We start from the raw sequence: 21,661 nt of genomic DNA on the forward strand, positions 1-21,661 counted from the left end.
TTACTGGGGTCGGTGGATGGCGCGCAGGTCCTCGATCGTCGGCCCGTTGACGATGCGGACGGTGTCACCCGACTGAGTAATGCGGAAGGCGTCCTCGAAGGAACTGGACTCGGGAACGACGTAGACGTTCTCCCGGGGCTGGGTCGCGCCGTGCTCCTCTACCAGCGCGGCTCGGTACGCCTGTGCGAACTCGCGGGCGTCGTCCTCGCTGTCCCACGTACTGACCCAGACGTAGCCGCCGCCACCGGAGCCGTTCTTGTACGGGACGACCTTGTCACCGGCCCATCCCTCGGAGGGGTCGCTCACGTAGGAGTAGCGGTCGGCGTCGGTCTGGTTGTTGTGGTACATCGTGGCGAAGATGGAGGCCTCGCCGACGGTGTCACCGACCGGGTCGTGATCGAAGCGCGACCACTCGTCGTTCGAGCGGTCGGGAACGGTGACCTCGACGGGTTCCTCGTCGGGGTAGCGGTCGGGGTGGATGACCTGCTCGGTGCTGTTGGGGTACTGCCGGTGAAGCGCGTCGACGGCGTCCCAGCCGCCGTCCTCGCGGATACTGTCGACGAACCGCGGTCCCGAAGCGTACGGCTGGATAATGACGGTGAACAGACCGGGGTTCATGCTACTGCTGCCGCCGCCCCCGCCGCTCGTCTCGGGGTTCGCGATGCAGGACCATTGCCCGTCACAGCGGTTCCGGTACAGCGCCTGTATGTAGTTGGCCTCGCCCTCGATCGCGCCGTCCGTCGAGAGTTGGGTGTCCTGTGTCTTCGCAGAGGTGTTCAGGCCGAACTGCTGGTCCTGTAAGGCGTGGGTGAGTTCGTGCGAGAGCGTCCCCCGGTCGACCTGTGGCGTCTCCGTCGGACTGACGATGACGATTCGGTCCCGACTCGGCGAGTAAAAGCCCTGGACGGACGACGAGAGCGTGTTGTCGATGGCCTCGCTGCTCCCCTCGTCCTCGCCGATGAGTAACAGCGACTCCCACACCTGGTCGTTCCACGGGTCCGCGGGCGGCCCGGCGGCCCCGCTCTGGTTGCCCCGCGAGCGGTTGCGGTACTCCGCCCGCGAGATAACCTCGACGGGGACGGGCTGCGTGAACTCCCGTTCGCGTATCCGTTCGAGACGGGCCATCGTCCGGGCGGTGACGGCCTCGCGCTCGCTCGCGTTGAGGCCGTCCTCGGTCGTCACGCTCACCGAGTCGTCGTACCAGTAGCCGTTCTCCCAGCCGAGGGTGTCACCCCCCTCCGGCGTCGCAGGGTGGTCGCTCCCGCTCCCGCCGAAGGAGGGGACGGTACAGCCGGCCAACACGATAGTCAGTGCGAGTAGTAGCTCTCTACGCATCGTAGACCTCTCTGAGTTCCGCTTCGCTCGGTGCGTTCACGACGGTGACCGTCTCGCCCTCGACGCGGACGGCGACGGCGTCGGTGAAGGGACTGTCCTCGGCGAGCACCCAGTTTCCGTCGGCGGTACGCGTGCCGCCCCAGTGCCGGATAACGGCGGCCCACGACTCCGCGAACGTCCGGGCCGCGGCTTCGTCCTCCCAGACGGTCCGCCAGACGTAGGCCGACTCCGACCCGTCCGTGTAGACGTACATGCGGCCGCCGTCCCACTGCTCGGCCGACCGGAGGGCGTAGTTGTAGGGGTCGCTGCTGTCGACCGAGCCGTTCTCCTGATAGTTGAAGACCGCTCGCGGATCGACGATGGCTGACTCGTTGTAGTCGTCGGTCAGCGTGTACGCCATCGTCGCGGCGATGGCCGACGGGCCGAGGACGGCGTAGTCCGGACGGTCGCGGTCGGCCGAGGGCCGGACCCGCTGCCACTCGTCGCTCGACCGGTCTTCGAGCGTCACCTCGCGTGGCTCCCAGTCGGGGTACTCATCGGGGACGATGACCTCGCGTGCACCCTGTGGCTTCTCGTCGTAGGCGTCGTTCACCGCCGCCCAGCCGCCGCGCTCGTACAGGTTCTCGACCAATCCAGGTCCGTCGCTGTACGGGAAATAAAGCAGGTAGGAGAGCCCGAAGTGTCGGTCGCCACCGCTGCCATTGCTGCCGGACTCGCTCGGTAAGCACTGCCACTGCTGGCCACAGCGGGCGGTGTAGCGGGCCTCGGTCGCGCCCGCATCACCCTCGATGAGGCCGTTGCGGCCCTGTAAAGCGTCACGAGTCGCGGCGTCACCACCGCCGAGGCCGAACTGCTGGTCTTGGAGCGCATGGACGAGTTCGTGGGCCAGCGTTGCCTCGTCTATCGTCGGCGTCGCGGAGTCGCTGACGACGACGATGCGGTCCTCGCTCGGACTGTAGTACCCGAGCACGCTCGACCCGAGGGTGCTCTCTTGGACGGCGACGGAGTCGCGGTCCTCGCCGACGAGGAACAGCGCCTCGAACTTCGCGTTGTCGAACCGGCTGAGCGCCTCGCCCGGGCCGTCGCGCTGACTTCGGTTCGCTCGGAACGCCTTGCGGGAGACGACCTCGACCGGCACTCGCTTCTCGAACTCCAGTTGCCGGACGAACTCGACGCGGGCCATCGACCGGGCGACGACGGCGCGTCGCTCGCTCTCGTTGAGCCCGTCCTCGGTCGAAACCGCGAGCGTCTCGTTGTGCCAGTAACCGCTCTCCCAGCCGAGTCGGTCGCGCTCGGGGTCCGGCGGCGCGGTTCCGCTCTGGGCCGAACTACCGCTTGTGCTGTCGCTCGTGTCGTTTTCGAGTTCGAGCGTGAACACCGCGTCCGGCGTCTGCGTCTGTTCCGCGTCCGTTTCGGTTCCGGGTGCTCCGAACCCCTGACAGCCGGTCAGCAGGAGGGCCACGGCACAGACGAGGACGGCGGACTGACGGCGCATCTACCCTCTCGAAGGGGGAGGATGGTGAAAAGTGACACGCACGGGAGAAGGTTCGTAGGGGCGGCGACCGAACCGTCGAATATGCAACTGAACCAGGCCAATACTGCCGTCGTCGTGGTGGACATGCAGAACGGCTTCTGTCACCCCGACGGGAGCCTCTACGCACCGGACAGCGAGGCGGCCATCGACCCCATCACAGAACTGGTCGAGGATGCCCGCGAGGCGGGTGTGAGCGTCGTCTTCACGCGGGACGTCCATCCCCCGGAGCAATTCGAGGACGCCCACTACTACGACGAGTTCGACCGCTGGGGCGAACACGTCCTCGAAGGGTCGTGGGGGGCGGAACTGGTCGAGGAACTCGACCCCCGCGAGAACGAACTGGTCGTCGTCAAACACACCTACGACGCCTTCTACCAGACGCAGTTGGAAGGGTGGCTCGACGCCCACGGCATCGACGATCTCGTCGTCTGCGGGACGCTGGCGAACGTCTGTGTCCTCCATACGGCCTCCAGCGCGGGCCTGCGTGACTACCGCCCGATTCTTGCCGAGGACGCCATCGGATTCATCGAGGAGGACCATCGCGAGTACGCCCTAGAGCACGCCGACTGGCTCTTTGGCGAGGTGACCGACCGCGAGGAGATCGAGTTCGCCTGAATGAGCGACCCGGTTCACGGCGACTAGCGGTCGATAGTCACGGTCACGTCGTCCCCCACCGCCAGCTCGACGCTCTCGCCGACGAGTTTCGCGCCCGCGTCGTCGCGCGAACAGAACAGTGCGAGGCCGGTGACGGGGTCGCCGTTCGCACACACTGTTACGTCGTCCCATGCGACTGTGCGGCCGTCGACAGTTCCGACCCGGCTTCCCGCAAGTGCGGACCGTTCGGTCCCGTCCCCGCCCAGTACCCCGCCACCGTCGTAGTGCGGGAGCCCGCCGTCTAAAACACCGGCAGCGGCGCCGCCGTCTCCGCCTTCGTTCGCTATCCCCGCGAACCGCTCACCGGGTGTCGGGTGCTCGGGACTGTCGAGGCGCGCCCACGTCTCGCCTGCCTCGACGACGGTGCCAGTGCCGTCCCACGCGAGCGGTTCGACGCTGACGCCGACCGAAATCGGTAGGGACCCGGCTGCTCGATAGGGGTTCGCGTCGGGCGCGCGAAAGCCCAGATGGACGTGGTTCGGGACCCACGGCGCGAAGAAACCGGCACGGACGAGCTCGCCGAGATCGTCGCCGACGGCCACTGGCTCGCCCGGTTCGACGCTCGGCTTCACGTGGAGCAACCGGGCGACGTACTCGCCGGTGTCGATTAGAATCAAGTAGTCGCTCTCGGCGGCGTACGGTTTCGGCGGCGCGCGTACTTGTTTCGTGTCGACGACCTCGCCGGCGACGGGTGAGGGCGCTCGCTGGCCTTCGGGATAGAGGTCTATCGCACACCCTCCGCCGTGGGCGTCGAACGGCGAGTTGTACAGCGAGAAGCGGTAGTACCGGTGGAGTACCTCCCGCGGGACGGTGACTGCCATCGGAAGGGGTTGGTGAGCGCGAAGTATGTGCTTATCGTCCGAGAGTTCAAGTCGAGTGACGAGGCCATGCCAGATCGTGAGGTAACTATCTCCGCGACGGGTTCGCGGGAGCGCGACACACCCCGTCGCGGTCGTCAAGTGTCGCCTGTTCGCCATCGTTCTCCAGCTACGGCTCCGACGGGAGCGTTTAGTCCTTGCCGTCCCTACGGCGGCTATGCGTCTCCTCCGCGGGCGAGCGAGCGACTACGAACGCGATTATGCCCTGACCCGAGAGATGACGGGCCGGGCCGCGGACGACAGTACGCCCGCGCTTCGCGTCTGGACCCCCCACCGACAGGTCGCCTTCGGTCGCCGGGACCGCCGCGCCGAGGAGTATGACCGCGCCCGTGAGGTCGCCAGAGAGCGGGGATACGCCGTCCTCGAACGAGCCGTCGGCGGCCGAGCCGTCGCCTACACCGGCAACACGGTCGCGTTCGCGCTGGCCGAGCCGACGGCCAATGGTCGCAGCAGCATCGGCGCTCGCTACGACCGCGTGACGGCGGCAGTTCAGCGTGCGCTCGCCGAGGTCGGCGTCGAGGCCCGCGAGGGAGAGCCACCCGACTCGTTCTGTCCCGGGACACACTCGCTACAGGCCGACGGCAAACTCGTGGGACTGGCCCAACGAGTCAGAAGTGACGTGGCGCTCACCGCTGGCATCGTCGTCGTTAGAGACCACGCGGCCATCGCCGCCGTTCTCGACCCGGTGTACGACGCGCTCGGCGTTCCCTTCGACCCCGAGTCGGTGGGCAGTGTCGCGCGAGCAGGTGGCGTCGGCGATTCGGAGACCGTCGTCGACGTCATCGAGCGCGAACTCGTCGCGGGCCGCACTGTGACGGCCCGCGAGACGGTGGAGTGACCGCTCGCCGTCGCGGTCGTCAGCGACGCCTTCCGAGACACTTAGGGACGCCCCCGACGGACAGGGCGTATGCTCATCCGCAACGCGACGCTCGCGGACGGCCGGCAACGGGACGTCCGGGTGCGTGGTGAGACCATCGCCGAGGTCGGTCGGGACCTCTCGCCCGACGACGAACGCACCATCGAGGCCACGGGTAAGCGCCTGTTCCCCGGGATGATGGACGTCCACGTCCACTTTCGCCAGCCCGGCTACCCACACAAGGAGACGTGGGAGTCCGGCTCTCGCGCCGCGGCAGCGGGCGGCGTGACGACGGTGGTCGACCAACCCAACACCGACCCGCCGACGGTCGACGGCGACGCCTTCGACCAGAAGGCCGGGTTCGCCGCCGACTCGATAATCGACTGGGGCATCAACGGCGGCGTCACGGCCGACTGGATTCCGAACGTCCTCCTGCGCCGACGCCTGTTCGCGCTCGGCGAGGTGTTCCTCGCCGATTCGACGGGGGATATGGGTATCGAGACAGACCTCTTCGAGGACGCACTCGAAGCGGCGACGGAGAGCGGCGTCACCGTCACGGTCCACGCCGAGGACGCCGACTCGTTCAACGAGGACGCCCGCGCCCGCGACGACGCCGACGCGTGGAGTGCCTACCGTACTGCCGAGGCGGAGGCGATAGCCGTCGAACGGGCCTGCGAGGCCGCTCAGCGGATGGACGCTCGAATTCACATCGCACACACCTCGACGCCGGAGGGCATCGACATCGCCGCCGACGCCGGGATGACGACCGAAGTGACACCGCATCACCTCCTGCTCTCACGGAAAGACCTCGGCGAGTTGGGGACGTTCGGGCGGATGAACCCGCCCTTGCGCCGGGAGAAGCGACGCCGCGGCGTCTACGAACGGGTCGTCGACGGCACGGTCGACATGATCGCGACCGACCACGCGCCACATACCCGCGAGGAGAAGGACACCAACATCTGGGATGCGCCGTCGGGCGTACCGGGCGTCGAGACGGTGTTGCCGCTCTTGTTGGCGGAAGCGCAGGACCCCGACACCGACCTGACCTACGAGCGCGTCCGAGACCTCACCGCCGCCAACCCCGCCGAAGTCTTCGACGTACCACAGAAGGGCGCGATCGAACCCGGCAGGGATGCCGACCTCGTGTTGGTCGACACCACCGAGACGACCGAGATTCGCGGCGCGGACCTCCACACCGATTGCGGGTGGACGCCCTTCGAAGGGTTTGTGGGGTGCTTCCCCGAGTGGACGATGGTTCGGGGGACGATGGTGTACGAGCGAGACCCCGACGAAGACGTTTTCTACGGCCATCAGGGCGAGAACGTCCGCGACGCCGACGGCGAAGTCCTTCAGTAGCGCAGCGGAGGTGTGTGGAACACGCACACCCGCGCCGCGATGATATAGAGTGTTTCCGAACCAACAGATATGATTCGCTGTGAGAACTGCGACACGGAGGCCGAGACCACCGAGGAACTGGACCACGAGGACGTCGAGCAGATAGAAATCGACGAGGCGGGAGACGGCCCGCCACGGGTCCAGTACGGAGCGAACATCCGCGACCTCTGGCTGTGCAAACAGTGCGGGAAAGTCTTGGGAGTCAGCTAATCACATCTGTCGCCATCACACTCGTTCTAATCGTACTGCCGGGACAGGTCGGACGAGTCCGAAGTACGCGCGATAGCAGAGGAGGCCGACGCCGAGACCGGCCAGCCCCGCCAGTAGTACTGACGTGATCAAGTCCGGACCGAGGAGGGAGCCACCGATCAGTATCGCAGCACCCAACACCACGATAAGCGCGACAGTCCGGGTGATCTTGGACCCCGGAAGTCGGTCGGTTGTGCCGTGTTCACCGGCGTAGGTGGCGAGGACAGTCGTGACCGTAAACAGCGCCGCGAGCGGCCACGACATACCATCGTCGATGTTAAGCCACACCTGTACGAGACAGAGAACCGCGAGAAACCCGTCGATGAGGAGGACTTTCGTGCGGGGCTTCATCGTCCGTAATTCGGTCGGCCGACAATTAACGGTGACGAGGCCGCCGGTCAACTCACTTCTCGTCGACGCCGAACTCGTGACCACACTCCGGACAGCAAACTTCGTCGTGACGCAGCGCCGCCGAGTGCTCGCGGACTTCCCGCATGACCGTCGAGATGCGGTCCTCGGCCTCCATCTCGTCTTCGACGGCGAGGTCGACGCCCTCGACTTCCAGGAGGAACTTCGCCACCTCCGTTGCCTCGTACATCACGTCGTCGAGTTCCTCGGCGGTGAAGAAGTCCGACATCGCACCGTAGAGGAAAGTCGCGCCGGCCTTGCGGACTTTTTCCTCGAAGGACGCGCGGGCCTGATTGACCGCCTGCGGGGTGTACGTATCAGTCATGAACGGGACGAGTTCGGGGAGGTTCTCGCCGATTTTCGTCATTTCGACGCCGGTCTCGGTCCGGAAGTCCGCACAGAGGCGGGCAATGGCCCACTCGCGGGCGGTGACGTACGTCCGCTCGCGCAGGAACTCGTTGGCGCGGTCGTAGGTGCCCCCCTCTATCTTCTTGAATCGCTCGTACTTCCGGACGTCCTCGGGGACGTCGCTGGCCGGCGCGACCCCCTCGGCGGGCTCTTCGTCCGCCGCTGCGTCGGTGTTCTCGGCGTTGTCAGCCTCAACATCGCCGTCCCCGGCGTCGCCACCCGCAGCGTCGCCGTCCTCGTTGGCGGCGTCCGCGTTCTCGTCGTCCGGTTCGTGGGGCGTGACGACCCGCGTCGGCGTCTCGTCGCTCTCCTCCGGCGGCGCACCCTCTGTCATTGGCGTCTCTGTGTCCCCGCGCGGAAAAAGCGTATCGCCCGCAGCGTGCGCGTCCTCGTCTCACACGCCGCTGTCGTGGGGGTGGATTTTTGAGCGACGCCGCCGAGTGGCCGCGTATGAACGTCCTGCTCGGGGTCGGAGGGAGCGAACTCTCCTACCACGCACTCGACGAGACGATCGAACGCGCAAAGGAGACGGGTGACGAGGTGACCGTCGCCATCTTCGACAACGAAGAGGCCGATACGAACGCCGACGAGATACAGGAACGGGTCGAGTCGACGCTGACCGAGGCCGACTTCGCGGCGTCGATACGCCAAATCGAGGGCGACTCGCCGGGGAGCCAACTCATCGATATCGCCGAGAGGGAGGAGTTCGACCGCATCGTGTTGGGCGGCGGCGAGCGCTCGACCCTGGGGAAGATTCAGCTCGGCTCTATCGTCGAGTTCGTCCTGTTGAACGCACAGACGCCCGTCACGCTCATCCGATGACCAGAGAGTACCCCGACGACCCCGCCGGCGAGTTCCCCGCACCGCCGCGGACCGTCACCGACGGCGAGGACCGCGAAATCGAACTCGTTCCCGCCGACGAAGCCGAACGCGAGCGCCTCGTCGAGATGTACCTCGACTTCGACCCGGCCGACCGCGCGCAGGGGATCCCGCCGGTCAAGGAGGAGGCAATCGAGAACTGGCTCGATACGATTCTCGAAGACGACTGCGTCAACGTCGTCGCTCGCCACGACGGCGTGGCCGTCGGGCACGCGACGCTCGTCCCGGATCGCCACGACGAACACGAACTCGCCATCTTCGTCCTACAGGCGTTTCAGGGGGCTGGCATCGGGACCATGTTGTTAGAGACGCTCCTGGGACAGGGACAGGTCGAGGGCATCGAGCGAGTCTGGCTCACAGTCGAGCGGTGGAACGACCCCGCCATCGCGCTCTACCGGAAGATGGGCTTCGAGACGAGCAACGCCGAGAGCTTCGAGATCGAGATGGCGATCGAGCTTTAGACCGAGAGAACCGGCTGGCTCGCGTACTCCAGGACGTACAGCGCGGCGCGGCCGATAGCCTCCTCGCCGCCGCCCTCGCGCGGAACGACGATGAACTCCGCGCCGACGTCTTCCGCCGCGTCCAGGATGACGCCCCCCGGCGTCTGCATCAGCCGCTGTTCTGAGAACGCCGTCGCGGTCGAAGTCTCGAGGCCGCCGTCGTAACCGGCCGCTCGGAACTGCTCGCGTACCTCCCCGGTGAACGCGCGGTGTTCTTCGGCGACCGACTCGGCGTCGACGAGGCCGTCGTCGATATCCCGCCTGAGTCGCTCGTCGACGACGAACAGCAGGTGGAGGTCGGCGTTGTATCGCTCGGCGATGGCGATAGCGTACTCGGCCGCTCGCTCGGCCCGGTCGCTTCCGTCGACCGGCACGAGCACGAGGTCGATGTCCATCATCCGTCACTGTGACCGGCCCGGGCAAAAAGCCATCCCATCAGCGCGCCGCTTTCCGCGCTCACCCGGCGACCGAGGGAGCGGCTTTTTGGTCGTGCCCGCGGTAGCCCGGAGTATGTTCGAAACGGTGGTCATCGCGACCGACGGTTCGGGGAGCGCCCAGCGAGCCGTCGAGGCCGCACTCGACCTGGCCGCACACTTCGATGCGACCGTCCACGCGCTGTACGTCGTCGACTCCGGCGAAGTCGAATCCACGCCCGAACAGGTCCGCGAGGAACTGGAACGAGCCCTCGCGACCACCGGCGGCCGCGCGCTCTCGTTCGTCCGGGAAGCCGCTGCCGCCGAGGCCGACGACGATGTCGTCACGGCCGTTCGAGAGGGCGACCCCGCCGACGAGATCTGCCGGTACGCCGACGAACACGACGCCGACGTGGTCGCGACGGGGACGCGGGGTCGGCACGGCGACCACGGCTTCTTGCTCGGTAGCGTCGCCGAGGAGATCGTCCGACACGCGGAGATGCCCGTCCTGACGGTTCGCCAGCTAGAGGGTGAGGCGAACCCGGAGCGCAAACAGGTATAGCTCTAACCGGATTTTCAGCCATCGAAACGAACAGGGGTGGTGCTGTCGAACCCCGAGATATGCCCTCTCGCTCCCGCCGCGCCTTCCTCACAGCCACCGGGGTCGGCCTCGGATCGCTCGCCGGGTGTACCGCCCTCTCGACCGAGCCGCCGACGGCTCCGCCGCCGACCGCCGACGGCCTCACCGGCCGGACCGTCTTCGTCGACTCGCAGGTATCCGTCCCCGACCGCGTCGAGTTCGACCGGACTAACGACACCACGGCGGCTGACATTGCGGTCTTCGCTCCGTCCGAGGCTAGCGTCGAGCAAGCCGCAGTGACGCTGGCCGACGGCACGCCCGTCGCCGTCGCCGGGACCGACGCGCAGTGGACGCTCATGCAGGCCTGTCGCGAACTCGATGCGAGCTATGGACTCGCCAGCAGTGGCTGGGGAGCCCAGACGAGATTCGTCGCGGCGGTGCCGCGAGGCGGCCGACTGGACACCCACATCGTCGTCGGCGCGGAGCTCCCGCGGGACCTACCGTGGGCGCTGAGCGAGACGCTATCGCCGCCGGCCCAGTCCTGTACGGCCCCGTTCGAACACGTCGAGTTGCCCGAGGACGTGACCCGCCTCGGGACTGCGCGTATTCGGGGGCGCAACGATGTTGCCGGATTCGACCGGCGTGACAGCGTCCTCGTGGCGGCCGACGACGACGTGACACCGGTGTACGTCGATACGTCGGCGACTATCTGGAGTGGCGATGCGGCCGACGGCGACGACCGCTATCGAGCGGACAGCGTCGTTCTCGCGTCCGAGTTCGACAGCCGACTGGACCGTATCGGGCCAGGAAGCAAAACAACGGAGTCGCTGACGGTGGCTGATAAGAGCGATACGACGGAAGACGAGGCCCGGCAGGTGTTCACCCCCACGACCGACGCCGCGCGAGACGGATTCACCGCTTGCTCGCGGTGTCGCGTGGTCCCCGACGAACTCGGGGGCCGCTTTTCGTACCTCGCTAACGCTCGCTTTCGCTGGCGGGACCCACGATTGCTGCGCTCGGACGACACCTGGGGTCACCACACGCCCGGCGAAGCGGTCTGGTACCCCTGAGACCGCGGGGTTCATTGCCGGCGACTGGCATGAACGGGCATGGACGACTGGCTCATCGACGACGACCGTCTCTCTATCGGCCGCAAATCCCTACTCCCCGGGGAGGGGTTTTTCTTCCCCGACACCTTCGAGGAGGAGCAGGCCGAGGCCGAGGCCGCCGAGACGCTCGCCGACGCGGGTGTCGTGGTCATCGCGGATCCGGACGCCGACGGACTGGCCTGTACGGCCCTGATTCGTGAGGCCCACGGCGAGGGAGCCCTGCTGCCTGCCGGCCCGCACGAACTGCAGGAAGCGCTCGCGTGGACCGCCGAGTACGCCGAATCCGACGCGACCGTCTTCGTCTGTGATCTCTGTCCCGACAGCGAGTCCGATATCGACGCGCTCCCGGACCTCACCGCTCGCGTCGAGCGCGTGGTCTGGTTCGACCACCATCAGTGGGACGACGAGTTGGGTGCGATGGTCGACGAGACCGGCGTCGAGCGAACCGTCGGCGACAGCGACGAGGTCTGTACCGCCGACGTGGCGCTCGTGGAACTGGACCACGAGTTCGAGGAGCGCTGGGCGGATCTCGCCGCCGTCACCCGCGACCACGACCTCTGGATACGCGACGACGAGCGCAGCGACGACCTCGCGGACTTCTCGTACTGGTCCGAGCCGGAGGAGTACATCGACGCCGTCGCCGAACACGGCGCGGACCTCTCGCCGGAGGTACGGGAGTTCCTCGCCGAGCAGCGTATCGAGAAGGAGGCGCTCATCGAGAAGGCCGTCGAACGCGCCGAGATGCGGGAGGTCGGCGAGTGGACGGTCGGTGTCACTTACGGCCGCTGTTCGCAGAACGAGGTCGCCGAGGCGCTCCGAGAGCGTGGTTCCGACGCTGCCGTCATCGTCAAACCCGCCGGCTCCGCGTCGATTCGGGGCACCGAGAACTTCGAGCGCGCCCACGAGGTCGCCCAGCAGGTCAACGGCGGCGGGCACCCGAAAGCCGCCGGCTGTAAGCCCGACATCTACGACGACATGATGGACTACGCCCACCATTGGACGACGCGGGGCGCGGTGGCGAAGCAGGCGATACTCGACGCGTTTCGACGGCTACCCAAGGACGACGACGAGGGCGTCGAGACAGAACGGTAGCTAACTCGGAACGCCTCTTTCTCGTCCGCGTAACGCTGATACGCCCGCCGACCGAACCTCGACTGTCGAATGTCCACCGCCCTCCCCGCGTGGCTTCCCGACCGAGCGGCGTTGCTCGGCGAACTCTCCACCGCCGCCGTCGTCGGTGCCACCCTGTACGTCCTCGACGGGTCGCTCTCCTCTGCCGCTGGCGCGGCCGTTGCGTTCTTCGTGTTGCGATTGCTCACCGATCTCGCCGAGGCCGCAATCGGCGACTACGCGGACAACGCCCTGTTCGGCGTCCTCGTCCTCGTGGCGACGGGCTATGCCGCGGTTCTGACGCCGCCGTCGTGGCTACTCGCCGTCGGCGTCGCTGTCGGTGGTTGGTTCCTCCTCGACGGTGTCCAGCATCTCCGCCACGGCGTCACCCGCGACGAAGTCGGGATACAATATTCCCACGACGGCAGTATCGTTACTGGGCTCCCGAAGGCGCTGCTCGTTCGATTCGCCGAGCCGTTCTTGTTGTAGAGCCGTCGGCTACTGCCCTGCGACCCACTTGTCGCTGTACCGTTCGCCGCAGGCACAGACCGCATAGGCGTGAATCACGTCGCCTTCGGCGTAGAGACCGCCCACGTCCTCGTTCTGTTCTTCGGCGAACGCGAAGACGAAGCGCGTCGTGTGGTCCTCCTCGGGTTCTTCCTCGGCGACGGGGCAGTCCGCGCCGGTCAGGTCGTCGTGGACCGTCCCGTCGGTATCCATCGCCTCGCGGGCCAGCGCCATCGGGTCGATGCCGGTGGCGGACTGGAACGCGCTCCGGCCGTCGTCGCCGGGTAGCACGAGAACGTGCCCGTCCTCGACGGCGTCAGCGTAGTCGGCCAGCGCGCCGGGGTTCGAGACGGCGTCCTCGTGGAGGAAAAAAAGGACGTCGTCGGGCCGCTCACCCGCCAGAAACTCCGTGTGCTTGCTCATGCTCGCTCAGAGTCGCCCGCGAGGCAAAAGTGACGCGCTCTCGGGCGGCCGAGAGCCCGCGCGGACGCGAACGCGACTGTCGCCGTCGTCAGTCGTCGGCGACCGAGTAGTCGGCGACGGCCGATTCGGTCGTGACCGTTTTCGTCCCGGACAACCGCTCACGGACGCCCGAGCGGAGGTACGCGAGCAGCCCCCACATGAGACAGCCGAATCCGGCACCGATTGCCGGAGAGAGCATCCCGATCGAGCTGAACATGACGGCCTTCACCAAGAGACCGAGCGTCGTGAGTCCGGACGTCTGTAACGGAACCCGCGCGTGGGGATCACGCAGAGTCGGAATGATAGAGAGCGTCAGGACGAGCGTTACTGCCGTAATGAGATATTCTTGCCACATTTGCTATCGAACTTCCCCGCAACCGAGAGAGAATACAGACCCACACCGGTCGCAGTACTATTGCTACTCCGTTTGCCGACTTATACTTTTATGTAGGGAATCAATCCTGATATTTTATGCATGAGGGTGTCTTCCAAGTGGCGAGTGAACAGTTCTCAGTCTCCCGAGAGAGGTACTCACTGGGAAGAGAGTCCGAATGCTCGAACGCGAGTCAGCGGACTCATTCGAGACGGAGCAGCGCCAGACACCGTTTCCACTCCGCACCTCCGGGGCCAGGAATGTCGATTGCAGCGGTGTACGTCCCCGTTTCGAGCGTTGCCTCGCGGTTGACAAAGTTCACGACCCCACTGAGTGTCCAACTGTGCGTCTCGCCGGGTGAGAGGGCGAGTCGTCCGTTCCCGGAAGACTGCTGCTCGACTGCTTCCCACTCGGACGTCGTCTGCCGCCGGATCGTCCACTGGAACGGATTGAGCGTCAGTTCGGTCGAAGAGTCGTTGTGTAGCGTCAACAGGACGTCCGATGGCGGTGCAGTCGTTACTGGTTCCGACGGGAGCAAGTAGACGCTCGCAGCGTCCGTGTCCACGGTATGTGAGCAGACGTACCCGTCTCGGCCCGACCCGTCCGGCGGGCACGGATACGCGGAGACGGATTTCGACGCAGGCGATGCGGTGCTGTCCCGCGATTCACTGTCCGCGACGAGACCCCCACAGCCACTGATACTAGAAACGGCCGCACACGCAGTCTGTAACACTCGCCGCCGTCGCATACGAGAGAGCGACTCCCGCCGCGAGCATAAACGCTCCCGAGGCGAAAACCACGCTTTGAGCGATGGCCAGCGCTCGGGGTCGTTCGAACCGCAAAGAGAGAAAGTAGTTGGAGAACGATTCAGCGGAAGGCAGTCTGGGAAGTATCCGGCGCGCGGAGCGCGCCGGTTCTACCGCGACGAGCGGACTACCGCGCGCCTATGGCGCGCGACAGGAGGCCGCGAGGGACCTTTGGTCCCTCGGCCCGTGCGAGAGGGGATCGCCCGCTCGCAAAAGTCACGATTTTCCCCACGTTTTTGCACGACTGAGGGCGGCGAAGCCGCCCGAAGGAGTTGCAAAAAGTGGTTTTACATCATGCCGCCCATGCCGCCGCCCATGCCGCCCATGCCGCCGCCCATACCGCCGGGCGCGCCGCCGGGGCCGCCGGGTCCGCCTTCGTCCTCGTCGTCGTCGCCCTGGCCACCCTTCAGGTCGCCAGCGGCGATGACGTCGTCGATGCGGAGGATCATGACGGCTGCTTCGGTCGCAGACTCGATGGCCTGCGTTTTCACGCGCAGCGGTTCGACGACACCGTCTTCCTCCATGTCGACGATTTCTCCGGAGTAGGCGTCGAGGCCGGAGGTGACGGCACCGCCGTCGTGCTGGCTGCGCAGGTCGACGAGCGAGTCGATGGGGTCGTGACCCGCGTTCTCCGCGAGGGTGCGCGGGATGACGTCGATGGCGTCGGCGAAGGCCTCAACGGCGAGCTGCTCGCGCCCACCGACGGAGTCGGCGTAGTCACGCAGGCCCAGCGCCAGCTGGGTCTCGGGGGCACCGCCGCCGGGGAGAACCTTGCCGTCCTCCAGCGTGGCGGCGACGACGCCGAGCGAGTCCTCGATGGCGCGCTCGACTTCGTCGACGACGTGTTCGGTGCCGCCGCGGAGGATCATCGTGACGGCCTTGGCGTCTTCGACGTCCTCGACGAAGATGCGCTCGTCGCCGGCGATGTCCTTCTGGGCGACGGAGCCGGCAAAGCCGAGGTCGTCGGACTCGATGTCGTCGATGTTGGAGACGATGCGCGCACCGGTCGAGCGCGAGAGTGCCTCGATGTCGGACTTCTTCGCGCGGCGGACGGCGAGGATGCCCTCCTGTGCGAGGTAGTGCTGGGCCATGTCGTCGATGCCCTTCTGGCAGAAGACGACGTCGGCACCGGCCTCTTTGAGTTTGTCGACCATCTCCTTGAGCTGTTTCTCTTCCTGGTCCAGGAACTGCTGGAGCTGGTCGGGATCAGTGACGTTGACCTCGGTGTCGAGTTCCGTCTCCGGGACCTCGATGGCCGTGTCCAGCAGGGCGACGTCGGCGTCCTCGACGGCGAAGGGCATGTTGTCGTGGACGCGCTCCTTGTCCACGATGACGCCCTCGACGAGTTCGGACTCGTCGGTGGAGCCACCGACGACCGTCTCGACTTGGATGTTGTCGGTGTCCACGATGTCGTTCTCGGCGACGGACTGGGCCGCGCGGACAACGAGTTCGGCCAGCACGTCCTTCGAGGATTCGGCGCCTTTGCCGGTCATGGCGGTGCCGGCGACCTTCTCCAGCGTCTCGGTGTCGTCGGCGTCGACCTCGATGGCGTTCTCTTCGAGAATCTCCTTTGCCTTCTCTGCGGCCTGGCGGTACCCCTGTGCCAGGATGGTGGCGTGGATGTCCTGGTCGAGGAGTTCCTCGGCCTTCGAGAGAAGTTCGCCGGCGATGACGACGGCCGTCGTCGTGCCGTCGCCGACCTCGTCTTCCTGGGTCTGGGCGACTTCGACGATCATGTTGGCCGCCGGGTGCTCGATGTCCATCTCGTCTAAGATGGTGACGCCGTCGTTCGTGACGACGACGGACCCGGAGTTGTCGACGAGCATCTTGTCCATGCCCTTCGGGCCGAGTGTCGTCCGAACGGCCTCGGCCACGGCCGTCCCGGCCGTGATGTTCATGGACTGTGCGTCCTTCCCAGAGGTGCGCTGGGACTCCTCGGAAAGTACGATCATGGGCTGGTTGCCCATCTGCTGTTGAGCCATAGTCAGACGATGATTGAATGTGATTCTATATAAAGCTTTTGGTGGCGGTGAGACCATCGCCACGCTGGAGGGCCGTCGGCCGGTGTGTGATGGTATAACGTGGGCGGTTTAAATACGGAGTTCGGTCGTCAGTCGCCTGTCAGTAGCTCATCCCGAACCGGCGGTGGCGCAGTTCCGGCGTGATCTGGATGCGCGAGACGTCCTGGCCGGTGCGGTACCAGACGAACGCCGCGCGCGTGAACAGTTCGCGACACTCGATGCGCACCTCGCGGGGGACGCCCTCGGTGCGGTCGTGAACGTCCTCGATGGCCGCCTGCGTAAAGAGGTCGGGAGCTTGTCCTTCGTATGGTTCGTCTCGGAAGTATGCAAACGAGCGAGCGACGTACTCGGCGATGTCGTCGGGGCTGAAGGGTTCGATGCTCTCGTAGTAGCGAAGCCGCGAGTCGAGCGTCCCGCGAATCTCGGCGACTCGGCGTTTCCCCTCTGGCGTGCCGCTGAGGAAGAGACGGACGCCGGCGTCGCCGGCCACCTGGAGCGGCGAGAGCAGGTCCGCCTGCAACACCTCGATCTCGTCGACGACCAGCAAGAGCGTCTTTCCGTGCTCTCGGATTCGCTGGACGGCTTCGCGGACGGCGGCTTTTGCCTCGGCCGTCGCCCAGGGGATGCCGTTTCGGACCTGCGAGTAGTTGCCGAACGCGACGGAGTAGCCGGCCGCGTAGGCCGCTTCGAGTATCGTCTGATAGAGTGTCCGGGGCGTCGTCTCGCGCGGATTGTCCAAATGCGTGACAACGAAGTCGTCGTGTTTCGAGAGGTCGCGCAGGACGATCTCGCGGAAGGCCGACTTGCCGGTGCCGTAGGGACTCACCAGTCCGATGTGCTGGTCCTGTAACAGCCACGACGTGACCTGGTTCAGCATCGCCGTGTCGTGGCGGACGTACAGCGGTTCGGGCATGTGGTCCAGTCCCGCCTCCTCGGTGAAAGGGAGGTCAGTCACATCCTCGGGTCGTCCGCCCAGTGCTTCGCCGAAGGCCAAGAGTCGCTGTTCGACCTCGTTCAGCTGGTCTAAGAGAACGCCCTCGGAGGCGCTCGCCGACCGCTCGTCGTCCTCGCTTCTGAGTCGCTCCAGGCGATTCATCACGTCACCGACCGACTGGCCGCTCTCGGCGTCGGTGTCGGTCCCGCCTGCGCCGTCGAAGTCGTCTGGCACGGTCGTTCTTCACCTTCCTTGACAGTCAGCGGCGTTATATGTTACGCTCAGACTGGTGGAAAAACGGCGGTTCCCATGGCGCTGTGTCGCGCTCGGCGGTTAGCCGGAGAACTGGTGATACTCCAGTCCCTTGTGCTTCATCTCGTTGTGCTTGCGTTCGAGGAAGGAGTAGACAGAGCCGTGGGGAGCGCCGTCAAGTAGCATCTCTGCGGCCTCTCGTACCGCGTCGACCTGCTCGGGACCGCCGATGATACCGAGCGTCGACCCGTAGATGACGACCGATGCGCCGGACAACTCCTGCATGAGCTCGCGCGTGCGACCGCCCTCGCCGATGAGTCGGCCCTTCTGTCGCCGGAAGTCGTTCTTGTTTCGGGAGGCCGCCTCGATGTCGATGAGTTCGAACAGCATCATGTCGTCTTCGAGCAAGGCGAGTGCGTCCTCAGGCGCGAACCCGCGACCGATGGCCTTCACGATATCCGGCCCCTTCAGCGCCGTCACGGGGTCGCCGACGGTGTCGACTTTCACCGTGCCGTCCTCGGAGTCGATGTCGAGTCGTACCTCAGCGCGCTCCTCTATCTCGCGCATGGTCTCACCACCCTCGCCGATCAGCACACCGATGCGGTCCTGCGGAATCTTCACGTGCTTCATAATATACTGGATGGTACGGGGCTCTGCCTGTTTAAGACTTCGGCGGTAACGGCTACCAAAACACAGGGGTTTACTCCCCGTCACGGTCGGCAGGCGTTCCCTGTGGCACGGCGTCGTCGTCGCTCCCCGGCGCGGTATCCTCGTCGTCCTCCGGCGTCGCATACTCGCGGACGTACGCCAGCAGCTCTTCGGGCGTGGCGTCGACGCCCTGCCGGGCGAAGAAGTTAGCGACGTTTCGACAGTCCCGTTCGAGGAACTCCTCGGCGTTAGGGTGGTGAATCGTGACCGCCTGTCCGAGGTCGATGATGTACAGTTGCCCCTCGTGGAAGACGACGTTGTATTCAGAGAGGTCGCCGTGGACGAGCCCGGCGTCGTAGAGGCGGCGGATGTACTCCTTGACGACCTCGTAGGCCGTCTCCGGGTTCTCGATGTGGACCTCGTTGAGCCGTTTCGCTCGCCCTTCCTCGGTGCCGAGGTACTCCATGACGAGAACGTTTCGCTCGACGGCAATCGGCTTCGGCGTCCGGATTCCGGCTCGACGGGCGCGTTTCAGGTTCGACGATTCCTTCCGGACCCAGGCGGTGACGACCTTCTTCTTGTCAGAGCCGATGCCCTCGAATCGCGGGTCGCCGTCGAGATATCCCCGCATATCGGTGAAATCGGAGGCATTGATGCGATACACCTTCACTGCGACTTCCTCGTCACCGGACAGCGCCGTGTAGACGTTCGCCTCCTTTCCCGTGGAGATGGGGCCGCCGAAGGCGTCGATGTGGCCGTCCTGGACGAGTTTGTACAGCGCGCCGTAGGTGGCGTCGTCGAAGACGCTGGCCTCGACTTTGAACTGGTCTGCGTCCTTGATTCGCTTGCGGAACTCGCTGAACTCGCGGTCCCGCTTCCGGGCGATGCGGTCGGCTTCAGTGTCAGAAACGTCTATCTCCTCCCACTCGTCGCCGACGCCCTCGGCCTCGTCGGTGTCGAGCAGTCCGAACTCCGCCTCGCTGTCGCTCATAGCCACTCCTCCGTCGGTACTGTGGGGCGGTGCATCAGGGCGCTACTCCTGGATGTGTCCCTCCTCGCGTAACTGGTCAGCATCCTGCTTCTCGTAGCGCCACGTGATGTCGGCCTTCTCGTCTTGCCAGTCCCACGGCGAGACGAGTACCACGTCGTCTTCCCGGATCCAGATTCGTTTTTGCATCTTGCCCGGAATCCGGGCTGTACGCTCTGTCCCGTCCATACAGCGCACCTTCACACGGTTGGCTCCGAGCATGTTCGTGACGACGGCGAACACCTCGTCGTCGTCGGGCATCCGCAGGTCCTTTCGGCCTTCGTTGTCGCTCATGTCTGCCCGTTCGGTCCGGGGAGGGTTAAGTTTTGTACGATTTTGCCGTGGCCGCCCTCGGCTGCGAGTGGTAAGGCCCAAGGTTCGGCCGCCGTAACCGCCGCCAATGACTTACACGCTGCCCGCCGACGCTGCCGACTGGGCGACGGCCTGGCGCGACCGTATCAACGACCGCGACGGGTTCGAAACCGCCACCGCCGACTTCGACGCGACGTTCCGCTTCGAGCTGCGCGCCGACGACACCTACGACGGCGACCCAGTCAACTTCCGCGTGACCGTCGCCGACGGTACCTGCACCGAGGCGACCGTCGCCGACCCGGACGCCGACTACGACTTCGCCCTGCGCGGTCCCTACGAGGCGTGGGTCGCGATGCTCGAAGGCGAACTCGACGTCTCGGAGTCGGTCATGAACGGGACCTTCGACGTCGAGGGGAACACGATGACGCTGCTGCGCCGACAAGAGGCCATCACCGAGATGGTCGCTGCCGCCCAGAACGTCGATACCGAGTTCGCGTACTGACCGACGGGCTTTTGTCCGCCCGCCGGACCAACACGGGTATGCTCGACAAACTCGGCGTCGCCGGAATCGCCGGCGTCGTCATCCTGTTCGGCGGCATCGGTCTCGTCGCGTGGCAGAACCTGATTCTCGCGGCCGGCCTCGCGCTGGTCGTCGGCGGTATGGGACTTATCGTCTACGGACTCGTCACCAGCCTGCTGGCCTCCTTCGGGATGGGCGGCGGGATGCCCTAGGCCGCCCCGCGAAGGTCGAACTCGAAGCGCGCGCCGCCCTCGGCTCCCTCAGCCACGGTCACCGACCAGCCGTGGGCCTCGGTGATGGTGCGCACGATGTAGAGACCGAACCCGGTCCCGCCGTCGCTGTGGCTGATGCCGGGGTCGAAGACACCCTCTCGGTCCGCGGGGTCGATACCCGGGCCGTCGTCCTCGACAGCGAATCCCCGCTCGGTGGTGAGGACGCGAACCGTCACGGGGCGGCTCTCCGTCGAACCGTGGTCCACGCAGTTCCGAAACAGGTTCTCGAACAGCCGACGGAGCCGCGACGCGTCGGCGTCGGCCGTCAGTTCGCCCGGGAGTTCGAGCGCCTCACCGTCGGTTTCGACCGTCTCCCAGGCTTCGCGTGCGACGATCACCAAGTCTACCGGCCCCACGTCGGCCGCCAGCGTTCCCTCGCGGGTCGCCGTCCGCACGTCTTCGATGATGTGTTCCATCCGCTCGTGTGCGGCCCCGATATCGTCGAGACGGTCCATCTCGCCCGTCGTCTGCAGCAGTTCGAGATGGCCGTTGGCGACCGACAGCGGACTGCGCAGGTCGTGAGCGAGGATGTCGGCAAACTCCTCTAGGCGCTCGTTCTGCTTGGCGAGGTGCCACGCCTGTTCGCGTCTGTCGGTTACGTCCCGACCGACCCCCGCAAAGCCCAGCACTGATCCGTCCTCCTCGGCGAGGAGCCGTCCCGTCAACTCGAAGCGGACTCGCCCCTGTGTCGTCTCCGCCCACGCTTCGACGAGCGTCTCGCCGGTCTCGAAGATGTCAGTCATCGCTGCTTCGACGGCCGGCCGGTCGGCCTCCTCGAAGAATTCCGCCGGAAGCATCCCGTCGAGTTCCGCATCGCTCAAGCCAAACAGTTCGTTCAATCGCCGGTTCCAGTGTATCAGTCGCCCGCTCGCGTCGTAGACGTAGAAGACATCGTCTAACGTATCTAGAGCCCGTTCGAGTACACCGCCGTCCCCCGCCATAGGAGAGATAGACTGGCACTCATATTGAAGTATTCGGCGAACATCGCCCGTGAAAACGTCTATTAGCTGGTTCCGTCGGCTGACGAGATGCGGATGGCTGCTGTCGTTTCACTTCGAGAGCTCGAGCGAAGTGAGAAGTCTCGCTACTACTCCACGGTTCGCTGTCTCGCGGGTATCGCCCGCTCGACTCGCCGAGGCCGCTGACGCGGCCTCGCTATCGCTCACCGCGCCGGTATCCGAGGGCTGCACCCTGCGTTGTGGGCGGCTCCGCCGCCCGA

At 65.9% G+C, this 21,661-nt stretch carries 27 protein-coding genes; 12 read left to right on the plus strand and 15 right to left on the minus strand.

What is annotated here, in order from left to right; genetic code table 11:
* Positions 1-1,335 (minus strand): Hvo_1808 family surface protein, encoded by a 1,335-nt coding sequence (locus tag E4S61_RS20455; RefSeq protein ID WP_135305784.1) that lies wholly within the window; start codon positions 1,333-1,335, stop codon positions 1-3.
* Complete coding sequence (locus tag E4S61_RS20460; protein WP_135305785.1) at positions 1,328-2,830, minus strand: Hvo_1808 family surface protein; 1,503 nt, start codon at positions 2,828-2,830, stop codon at positions 1,328-1,330. Before E4S61_RS20460 ends, E4S61_RS20455 begins: the two co-directional genes overlap by 8 nt.
* A gap of 81 nt (positions 2,831-2,911) precedes the next feature.
* Between E4S61_RS20460 and E4S61_RS20465 the strand changes: the two genes are divergently transcribed.
* A complete protein-coding gene (locus E4S61_RS20465; protein WP_135305786.1) occupies positions 2,912-3,484 on the plus strand; it encodes a cysteine hydrolase family protein in 573 nt (190 codons plus the stop codon).
* Positions 3,485-3,507: 23 nt separating this feature from the next.
* On the opposite strand, the gene E4S61_RS20470 is transcribed toward E4S61_RS20465, so the two are convergent.
* Entirely contained in the window at positions 3,508-4,344 is an 837-nt protein-coding gene (locus E4S61_RS20470) for a hypothetical protein (RefSeq protein ID WP_135305787.1), read from the minus strand.
* Between the two features lie 214 nt (positions 4,345-4,558).
* On the opposite strand from E4S61_RS20470, the gene E4S61_RS20475 reads away from it, so the two are divergent.
* The 3 genes from E4S61_RS20475 to E4S61_RS20485 all read left to right on the plus strand — a co-directional run bounded on the left by E4S61_RS20475 (position 4,559) and on the right by E4S61_RS20485 (position 6,862).
* Positions 4,559-5,239 carry a lipoate--protein ligase family protein gene (locus tag E4S61_RS20475; protein ID WP_135305788.1) on the plus strand — a complete coding sequence of 227 codons (681 nt, stop codon included), beginning with the start codon at positions 4,559-4,561 and terminating at the stop codon, positions 5,237-5,239.
* 69 nt (positions 5,240-5,308) lie between these two features.
* Positions 5,309-6,613, plus strand: a complete 1,305-nt coding sequence (locus tag E4S61_RS20480; RefSeq protein ID WP_135305789.1) for a dihydroorotase — start codon at positions 5,309-5,311, stop codon at positions 6,611-6,613.
* A 69-nt stretch (positions 6,614-6,682) separates the two neighbouring features.
* Complete coding sequence (locus E4S61_RS20485; protein ID WP_135305790.1) at positions 6,683-6,862, plus strand: hypothetical protein; 180 nt, start codon at positions 6,683-6,685, stop codon at positions 6,860-6,862.
* Between the two features lie 15 nt (positions 6,863-6,877).
* On the opposite strand, the gene E4S61_RS20490 is transcribed toward E4S61_RS20485, so the two are convergent.
* A complete protein-coding gene (locus tag E4S61_RS20490; protein ID WP_135305791.1) occupies positions 6,878-7,252 on the minus strand; it encodes a hypothetical protein in 375 nt (124 codons plus the stop codon).
* Between the two features lie 52 nt (positions 7,253-7,304).
* Entirely contained in the window at positions 7,305-8,051 is a 747-nt protein-coding gene (locus E4S61_RS20495; protein ID WP_135305792.1) for a DUF5806 family protein, read from the minus strand.
* Between the two features lie 116 nt (positions 8,052-8,167).
* On the opposite strand from E4S61_RS20495, the gene E4S61_RS20500 reads away from it, so the two are divergent.
* Together E4S61_RS20500 and E4S61_RS20505 are read left to right on the plus strand one after the other, a co-directional pair.
* Positions 8,168-8,539, plus strand: a complete 372-nt coding sequence (locus E4S61_RS20500; RefSeq protein ID WP_135305793.1) for a universal stress protein — start codon at positions 8,168-8,170, stop codon at positions 8,537-8,539.
* Positions 8,536-9,057 (plus strand): GNAT family N-acetyltransferase, encoded by a 522-nt coding sequence (locus E4S61_RS20505; RefSeq protein WP_135305794.1) that lies wholly within the window; start codon positions 8,536-8,538, stop codon positions 9,055-9,057. The genes E4S61_RS20500 and E4S61_RS20505 overlap by 4 nt, the downstream gene beginning before the upstream one ends.
* Here E4S61_RS20505 and E4S61_RS20510 read toward each other — a convergent pair.
* The gene (locus tag E4S61_RS20510; protein WP_135305795.1) at positions 9,054-9,491 is read right to left on the minus strand and encodes a universal stress protein; all 438 of its coding nucleotides are present in this window, start codon (positions 9,489-9,491) and stop codon (positions 9,054-9,056) included. The genes E4S61_RS20505 and E4S61_RS20510 overlap by 4 nt on opposite strands.
* 115 nt (positions 9,492-9,606) lie before the next feature.
* Here E4S61_RS20510 and E4S61_RS20515 point away from each other — a divergent pair, with 115 nt between their 5' ends.
* The 4 genes from E4S61_RS20515 to E4S61_RS20530 all read left to right on the plus strand — a co-directional run bounded on the left by E4S61_RS20515 (position 9,607) and on the right by E4S61_RS20530 (position 12,797).
* Positions 9,607-10,071, plus strand: coding sequence for a universal stress protein (locus tag E4S61_RS20515; protein WP_135305796.1), 465 nt, complete (start codon positions 9,607-9,609; stop codon positions 10,069-10,071).
* A gap of 59 nt (positions 10,072-10,130) precedes the next feature.
* Complete coding sequence (locus tag E4S61_RS20520) at positions 10,131-11,159, plus strand: hypothetical protein (RefSeq protein ID WP_135305797.1); 1,029 nt, start codon at positions 10,131-10,133, stop codon at positions 11,157-11,159.
* 39 nt (positions 11,160-11,198) lie between these two features.
* A complete protein-coding gene (locus tag E4S61_RS20525; protein ID WP_135305798.1) occupies positions 11,199-12,290 on the plus strand; it encodes a DHH family phosphoesterase in 1,092 nt (363 codons plus the stop codon).
* A gap of 69 nt (positions 12,291-12,359) precedes the next feature.
* A complete protein-coding gene (locus E4S61_RS20530) occupies positions 12,360-12,797 on the plus strand; it encodes a hypothetical protein (RefSeq protein ID WP_135305799.1) in 438 nt (145 codons plus the stop codon).
* Positions 12,798-12,806: 9 nt separating this feature from the next.
* On the opposite strand, the gene E4S61_RS20535 is transcribed toward E4S61_RS20530, so the two are convergent.
* The 8 genes from E4S61_RS20535 to eif1A all read right to left on the minus strand — a co-directional run bounded on the left by E4S61_RS20535 (position 12,807) and on the right by eif1A (position 19,632).
* On the minus strand, positions 12,807-13,238 hold the full coding sequence (locus E4S61_RS20535) for a DUF5807 family protein (RefSeq protein ID WP_135305800.1): 432 nt from the start codon (positions 13,236-13,238) through the stop codon (positions 12,807-12,809).
* Between the two features lie 88 nt (positions 13,239-13,326).
* Positions 13,327-13,632 carry a hypothetical protein gene (locus E4S61_RS20540; protein ID WP_135305801.1) on the minus strand — a complete coding sequence of 102 codons (306 nt, stop codon included), beginning with the start codon at positions 13,630-13,632 and terminating at the stop codon, positions 13,327-13,329.
* Between the two features lie 220 nt (positions 13,633-13,852).
* Entirely contained in the window at positions 13,853-14,398 is a 546-nt protein-coding gene (locus tag E4S61_RS20545; protein WP_135305802.1) for a hypothetical protein, read from the minus strand.
* A gap of 345 nt (positions 14,399-14,743) precedes the next feature.
* Positions 14,744-16,423 (minus strand): thermosome subunit alpha, encoded by a 1,680-nt coding sequence (gene thsA, locus E4S61_RS20550; RefSeq protein ID WP_135305845.1) that lies wholly within the window; start codon positions 16,421-16,423, stop codon positions 14,744-14,746.
* Between the two features lie 154 nt (positions 16,424-16,577).
* Positions 16,578-17,573, minus strand: a complete 996-nt coding sequence (locus tag E4S61_RS20555; RefSeq protein WP_135305846.1) for an AAA family ATPase — start codon at positions 17,571-17,573, stop codon at positions 16,578-16,580.
* 171 nt (positions 17,574-17,744) lie between these two features.
* The gene (locus E4S61_RS20560; RefSeq protein ID WP_135305803.1) at positions 17,745-18,293 is read right to left on the minus strand and encodes a KH domain-containing protein; all 549 of its coding nucleotides are present in this window, start codon (positions 18,291-18,293) and stop codon (positions 17,745-17,747) included.
* A gap of 70 nt (positions 18,294-18,363) precedes the next feature.
* The gene (gene rio1 / locus E4S61_RS20565; RefSeq protein ID WP_135305804.1) at positions 18,364-19,302 is read right to left on the minus strand and encodes a serine/threonine-protein kinase Rio1; all 939 of its coding nucleotides are present in this window, start codon (positions 19,300-19,302) and stop codon (positions 18,364-18,366) included.
* Positions 19,303-19,344: 42 nt separating this feature from the next.
* Positions 19,345-19,632 (minus strand): translation initiation factor eIF-1A, encoded by a 288-nt coding sequence (gene eif1A, locus E4S61_RS20570; protein WP_135305805.1) that lies wholly within the window; start codon positions 19,630-19,632, stop codon positions 19,345-19,347.
* A gap of 106 nt (positions 19,633-19,738) precedes the next feature.
* Here eif1A and E4S61_RS20575 point away from each other — a divergent pair, with 106 nt between their 5' ends.
* Positions 19,739-20,152 carry an SCP2 sterol-binding domain-containing protein gene (locus E4S61_RS20575; RefSeq protein ID WP_135305806.1) on the plus strand — a complete coding sequence of 138 codons (414 nt, stop codon included), beginning with the start codon at positions 19,739-19,741 and terminating at the stop codon, positions 20,150-20,152.
* A 38-nt stretch (positions 20,153-20,190) separates the two neighbouring features.
* Entirely contained in the window at positions 20,191-20,382 is a 192-nt protein-coding gene (locus E4S61_RS20580) for a DUF7470 family protein (RefSeq protein WP_135305807.1), read from the plus strand.
* Here E4S61_RS20580 and E4S61_RS20585 read toward each other — a convergent pair.
* Positions 20,379-21,383 (minus strand): sensor histidine kinase, encoded by a 1,005-nt coding sequence (locus E4S61_RS20585; protein ID WP_135305808.1) that lies wholly within the window; start codon positions 21,381-21,383, stop codon positions 20,379-20,381. The two genes, E4S61_RS20580 and E4S61_RS20585, sit on opposite strands and share 4 nt — an antisense overlap.
* Positions 21,384-21,661: the final 278 nt, after the last annotated feature.

Source organism: Haloarcula amylovorans (genome assembly GCF_004681185.1).
Classification (GTDB): Archaea; Halobacteriota; Halobacteria; order Halobacteriales; family Haloarculaceae; genus Haloarcula; species Haloarcula amylovorans.